The 6403-nt window shown below is 67.0% G+C and carries 4 protein-coding genes; 1 reads left to right on the top strand and 3 read right to left on the bottom strand.

The window, feature by feature from the left end:
* Positions 1–97 (bottom strand): FAD-dependent oxidoreductase (locus tag ACT4N3_RS00645; RefSeq protein ID WP_444853272.1); only part of this gene is annotated, 97 nt, incomplete at its 3' end.
* 162 nt (positions 98–259) lie between these two features.
* Here ACT4N3_RS00645 and ACT4N3_RS00640 point away from each other — a divergent pair.
* On the top strand, positions 260–2188 hold the full coding sequence (locus ACT4N3_RS00640) for a TonB-dependent receptor domain-containing protein (protein WP_444853271.1): 1929 nt from the start codon (positions 260–262) through the stop codon (positions 2186–2188).
* Here ACT4N3_RS00640 and odhB read toward each other — a convergent pair.
* Positions 2185–3453 (bottom strand): 2-oxoglutarate dehydrogenase complex dihydrolipoyllysine-residue succinyltransferase, encoded by a 1269-nt coding sequence (gene odhB, locus ACT4N3_RS00635; RefSeq protein ID WP_444853270.1) that lies wholly within the window; start codon positions 3451–3453, stop codon positions 2185–2187. The two genes, ACT4N3_RS00640 and odhB, sit on opposite strands and share 4 nt — an antisense overlap.
* 120 nt (positions 3454–3573) lie before the next feature.
* Complete coding sequence (locus ACT4N3_RS00630) at positions 3574–6372, bottom strand: 2-oxoglutarate dehydrogenase E1 component (protein ID WP_444853269.1); 2799 nt, start codon at positions 6370–6372, stop codon at positions 3574–3576.
* Between the last annotated feature and the right edge of the window lie 31 nt (positions 6373–6403).

Below are 6403 nucleotides of genomic sequence, written 5' to 3'. Positions count from 1 at the left end.
AGGCCGTCTTGAGCCCAAGCTGCGCGGCCCGGATCGCCGCCACATAGCCGCCCGGCCCGGCGCCGATCACGATCACGTCGAAATTGGTGTCCGCCACTATTGCCTCGCGCCAGAGTGGAAAAAGAGTTGGGCGGACACATAGAGCCGGGCGCAGTCAAAACAACCCGTCACCCCCCATGCACGGCTCCTCGCGCGCCGCGACGGTGCCACTTGCAGCAGTGATGTTATATTGTAACTAACCCGCCATAACGGGAGGGGCATGGTGATGGCTTGGCGACGATTTGGCGCGGTTGTCGCCGCGACGCTCGCGGGATGGGAGTGCCCGGCGGACGCCCAGCGCGCCGGCGAGAATGCGGTGACGGCGGCGGAGGATGCGTTCGGAACCAGCATCGGCCGGGAGACGATCGGGCTTTATTCATCGGGTTCGGTACGCGGCTTTTCGGCCAATGCGGCAGGCAACGCCCGAATCGAGGGTCTCTATTTCGATCCGGTATGGCAGCCGAATGCCAGAATGCGGCGCTCCCTTACGATACGGGTCGGGCTTTCGGCGCAGGGTTATCCTTTCCCAGCGCCGACCGGGATCGTCGACTATGCCTTGCGGCGTCCGGGAAATGCTCCGTCCGGCTCGTTCTACGCCTCGGCCGACACATATGGCAGCCTTGCCATGGAACTGGACGGCGTCTTGCCGATCACCGACACGCTGAGCGTCGCGGGCGGCGGCGGCCTTTATCGCAACAGTTTTTACAACGACACCGAAGGCAAGCAGCATATCGAGGGCGTGACCGCGCTATGGCGCCCTACCCCTGCGATCGAGATCCAGCCCTTCTGGGGGCGATCCGACATCTACGACGATGAGTTCGGCCCGAACTTCGTCCCGGGCGGTTCCTTTCTGCCACCGCGCGTTCGGCGGCGCCTGTTCCTGGGGCCGCAGCAGCCGAAATATCGAAGCACTGCCGTAATCTATGGCAGCCTCGCCAGCTTCGAGATCGACGAGAATTGGCGGCTGCGGGCGGGACTGTTCCGCACCTTCTTCGACGACCGGCTGACCGGCGCCAACCTGCTGCTGAATCTTCAGCCGGACGGCCGCGCCCGGCAGCTGTTCATTGTCAATGCGCCCTCGCGGCTCGCCTCGACCAGCGGCGAGCTGAGGCTGACGCGCCGCTTCACGGACGGACCGCGCCTCCATCAAGTCCACCTCAGCCTGCGCGGCCGCGGCCGCCGCAATCGCTTCGACGGCGCGGCGGTGATCGATCTCGGCGCCACCACGATCGACCGTCCGGTGCCACCGCTCGGCCCGAACTTCATATTCTCCCAACAATCGGTCGACGAGGTCCGTCAATGGACCGGCGGCATCGCTTATGAAGGCCGCTGGCGGAATGTCGGCGAACTCGGCGTCAGCCTGCAGCGTACGGATTACAGCAAGACGGTCAGCCGACCCGGCCTTCCGCCGGTCGAAACGGAATCGAGCCCGTGGCTCTATAGCGTCGCCGCCGCCGCCTATTTGACCGACCGGCTTGCGCTCTATGCCGGCTATACGCGCGGGCTGGAGGAATCCGGCGTGGCGCCGGCGAGCGCGGTTAATCGCAACGAGCCGCTTCCCGCCATCCTCACCAGCCAGCGCGACGCCGGCTTCCGATGGACGATCCGCCCGAATCTCAGGCTGGTCGCCGGCCTGTTCGACGTCCGCAAGCCTTATTTCGAGCGCGACGCCGGCAATCGCTTCACCCTGCTCGGCGAGGTCCGCCACCAGGGCATCGAGGCTTCGCTGACCGGCCAGCTCACGCCGCGCCTCAACATCGTCGCGGGCGCCGTGCTACTGCGGCCGCGCGTGACCGGCGAAGGCGTGGACCTGGGCCGCGTGGGCCGCAGGCCGGTGGGCCAGCCGACACGGCTGCTGCGATTCAATGCCGACTGGCGCCCGCCGCAGCTCCCGGGCGTCTCGCTCGACCTGGGCGTCGTTCATACCAGCCGGCGGCCGGCAACGCGCGACAATCTGGTCAGCCTGCCGGCCCGCACGCTGGTCGATATCGGCGGCCGCTATGCGTTCCGCCTCGCCGGCAACAACGCATCGCTGCGGCTCGCGGTCACCAACCTGTTCAATGTCTATGGCTTCGACCTGCGCGGCAGCGGCGCTTACGACATCATCCCGGGACGGGTCGCCCTCGCATCGCTCGCGGTAGATTTCTAGAGGTCGATCAGCAGCCGGGTCGGGTCCTCGATCGCTTCCTTCATACGGACAAGAAAGGTGACCGCCTCGCGGCCGTCGATCAGACGGTGGTCGTAGCTGAGCGCGAGATACATCATCGGCCGGGCGACGATCTGGCCGTCCTTGACCACCGGCCGCTCCTCGATCCGGTGCATGCCGAGCACCGCCGACTGCGGCGGGTTGATGATCGGGGTCGAAAGCAGCGAGCCGAAAACGCCGCCGTTGGAGATGGTGAAGGTGCCGCCCTGCATCTCCTCCATCTTCAGCGTGCCGTCGCGGGCGCGGGCGCCGAAATCGGCGATCGTCTTTTCGATCTCGGCGAAGCTCAGCGCCTGCGCATCGCGGATGACGGGGACGACGAGCCCGTTCGGCGCGGAGACCGCGACCGAGACGTCGAGATAGTCGCGATAGACGATCTCCTCGCCGTCGATCGAGGCGTTGACCGCCGGCACGTCGCGCGCCGCCAGCGCCGCCGCCTTTATGAAGAAGCCCATGAAGCCCAGCCGGATGCCGTGCTTCTTCTCGAACAGATCCTTGTAGCGGGCGCGGGCCGCCATCACCTCGGTCATGTCGACGTCGTTGAACGTCGTCAGCATGGCGGCGGTGTTCTGCGCCTCCTTCAATCGCCGCGCGATCGTCTGGCGCAGGCGGGTCATCCGGACCCGCTCCTCCTTCCGTTCCCCGGCTTGCACGCGGGGCGGCGCCGGCGGTGGCGGAGTGGTTTCGGCGGCCGGCGCTGCGGTCGGCGCGGGCGGCTCGGCCTTCTGCACCTTTGCCGCGGCAAGGACGTCATCCTTGGTCAGGCGACCGTCCTTGCCGGTGCCCTTGATCCGCGACGGATCGAGATGGTGCTCCAGCACGACGCGGCGCACCGCGGGAGACAGAGTGAGGTCGCCGCTGTCGGCATGCGGCGCGGTCGGATCGGATTGCAGCGCCGGCGTCTCGCCCGGCCCGGCCGGATTGACTGGCGCCTCCGTCGCGGGCGCGGGAGCCGGCGCCGCGGCCGCCCCGCCCGCCTCAATCCGCGCGATCACCGCGCCGACATTGACGGTGTCGCCTTCCTTGACCAGCTGCTCGGTCAGCGTGCCCGCGGCCGGCGCATTGACCTCGACCGCGACCTTGTCGGTCTCCAGGCTGGCGATCGGCTCATCCTGTGCGACCGCGTCGCCGGGCTGCTTGAGCCACTGGCCCAGCGTCGCCTCGGTGATCGATTCGCCCAGCGTGGGAACCTTGACGTCGGTCGCCATCATTCGTCCTTTAAATCTTCCGCGTCATTGCGAGGAGCGAAGCGACGAAACAATCCAGCGGGCCTCGGAAACCGCACTGGATTGCTTCGCTTCGCTCGCAATGACGACTGGAGAGTTCATCTATCCCACTTTTCTTTGTTCGACCGCGACCGCGATCCCCAAGGCCTCGGCGACCAGAGCGGCCTGCTCGGCCGCGTGGCGCTTGGCGAGGCCCGTCGCCGGTGAGGCCGCAGCTTCGCGCCCGGCATAGACCGGCCGCTTCGGCTTCAGGCCCGCTTCGCCGAGCCGCCGCTCCAGCCGCGGCTCGACATGCGCCCAATAGCCCTGGTTACGCGGCTCTTCCTGCGCCCAGACGACCTCCTCGAGGCTGGTCATCTTCTTCAAGCGCGCCAGCAACGCCTCGCCGGGGAAGGGATAGAGCTGCTCGATCCGCACCACGGACACCTCCTTCAATTCCGCCTCGTCGCGCGCTTCGATCAGCTCATAAGCGAGCTTGCCGGTGCACAATATGAGGCGGCGGACGTCCGTGTCCGTCGGCGGATTGGGATCGGAGAGGATGCGGCGGAAGTGGCTGTCGCCGGTGAAATCGGCGAGGCTGGAGACGGCGCGCTTGTGCCGCAGCAGCGATTTCGGCGTCAAGATGATCAGCGGCTTGCGGAAATCGCGGTGCATCTGGCGGCGCAGGATATGGAAGTAGTTTGCGGGGGTCGTACAGTTCGCGACCTGCATATTGTCCTGTGCACACAGCTGCAGGAAACGCTCCGGGCGCGCGGAGCTATGCTCCGGCCCCTGCCCTTCATAGGCATGCGGGAGCAGCATCACGAGGCCGGAGGCGCGCAGCCACTTCGCCTCGCCGGCGGCGATGAACTGGTCGATCATCACCTGCGCGCCGTTCACGAAGTCGCCGAACTGCGCCTCCCAGAGCACGAGCGTCTGCGGATCGGCGAGCGACCAGCCATATTCGAAGCCAAGCACGCCGAACTCGCTGAGCGGGCTGTCCCGCACCTCGAACCGCGCCGGGCCGACCCGGGTCAGCGGGATATATTTGACGCCGGCCTGCTGGCAGACCCAGACCGAATGACGCTGGCTGAACGTGCCGCGGCCGCTGTCCTGGCCCGACAGGCGGACCGGATGGTTCTCGCGCAGCAGGGTGCCGAAGGCCAGCGCCTCGGCCGTGGCCCAATCGAAGCCCTCGCCGCTCTCGAACATCGCGCGGCGCGCGTCGACGATCCGCTCGAGCGTCTTGTGCATGACGATGGTGCCGGGATCGGTGGTGAGGATCTTCCCGATTTCCAGCGCCGTCTTCTCGTCGACGCCGGTCTCGACGTTGCGCCGCTCGGTAATCGCCTCGTCCGGCCGGCCAAGGCCGCTCCACGCGCCCTCGAACCAGTCCGCCTTGTTGGGCAGATAGGATCTGGCCGCCTCGAACTCGCCTTCCAGCAGAGTGTTGAAGGCGGCCACCTCGCCGTCGAGCCAGCCGGGGGCGATCACGCCCTCCTGCTCCAGCCGGGCGCTGTAGAGCGCGGAGACCGGCGCGTGCTGGCGAATCTCCTTGTACATCAAAGGCTGGGTGAAGCTCGGCTCGTCGCCCTCATTGTGGCCGAAGCGCCGGTAGCACCACATGTCGATGACGATGTCGCGGTTGAACGCCTGGCGATATTCGATCGCCAGCTTGCAGACGAAGGTCACCGCCTCCGGCTCGTCGCCGTTGACGTGGAAGATCGGCGCCTGGATGCCCTTGGCGACGTCCGACGGATAAGGCGAGGAGCGGCCGAACTGGGGCGAGGTGGTGAAGCCGACCTGGTTGTTGATGATGAAATGCAGGCAGCCGCCGGTGGAATAGCCGGGGATGCCCGAGAAGCTGAGGCATTCCCAGACGATCCCCTGCCCCGCGAAGGCCGCGTCGCCGTGGAGCAGCACCGGCAGCACCGAATCCCCCTCGCTGTCGTCGCGCGCGATCTGCTGGGCGCGGGTCTTGCCGAGCACGACCGGATCGACCGCTTCGAGATGGCTGGGATTGGGAAGCAGCGAGAGATGGACGCCGATCCCGTCGAATGCGCGGTCCGACGAGGTGCCGAGATGATATTTGACGTCGCCCGAGCCGCCGACATCCTCGGGGTTCGCCGCGCCGCCGGCGAACTCCGAGAAGATCGCGCGATAGGGCTTGCCCATCACATTGGCGAGGACGTTCAGCCGGCCGCGATGGGCCATGCCGAGCACCATCGACTGGACGCCGAACTGCCCGCCATATTTGATCACCGCCTCGAGCGCGGGAACCATGGATTCGCCGCCGTCGAGGCCGAAGCGCTTGGTGCCGACATATTTGCGGGCGAGGAACTTCTCCCACTGCTCGGCCTGCACGACCTTGGTCAGGATCGATTGCTTGCCCTCGGGGGTGAAGCGAATCTCCGCCTCGCGCCCTTCCATCCGGTCCTGGAGGAAGCGGCGCTCCTCCAGATCGTTGATGTGCATATATTCGAGGCCGACCTTGCCGCAATAATTGCGGCGCAGGATGTCGACGATCTCGCGCACCGTGCCCTTTTCGAGTCCGAGCGCGCCGCCCAGCCAGACCTCGCGATCGAGCGCGCCAGGCTCGGTGAAGCCGTGATATTCCGGGGTCAGGTCCTCCGGCAGCTCGCGCTGGACGAGGCCGAGCGGATCGAGATCGGCGGCGAGATGGCCACGCACCCGATAGGTGCGGATCAGCATCATCGCGTTGATCGAATCCTGCGCCGCCCGCTCGATCTCGGCCTCGGACGCGCCCGGCGACGCCGCCGCCTCCTTCGCCCGCGCGGCGATCTTCTCGATCGCCAGCCGGGTGGGGTCGAGGCCGGCATTGACCTCGTCCAGCTCGATCAGCGGCCAATTGTCGCGGGCCCAGCTCGGGCCGTGCTCGCGCTCGTCGTCGAAAGTCGTCACCAGGCTTCGTTCCCCGCCCTAGATAGGGGTG

Origin of the sequence: Sphingosinicella sp., assembly GCF_052388015.1 — a bacterium.
Taxonomy (GTDB): Bacteria; Pseudomonadota; Alphaproteobacteria; order Sphingomonadales; family Sphingomonadaceae; genus Allosphingosinicella.
Note: the sequence above shows the minus strand (reverse complement) of the source record. Positions and strands in the feature narration are given on the sequence as shown.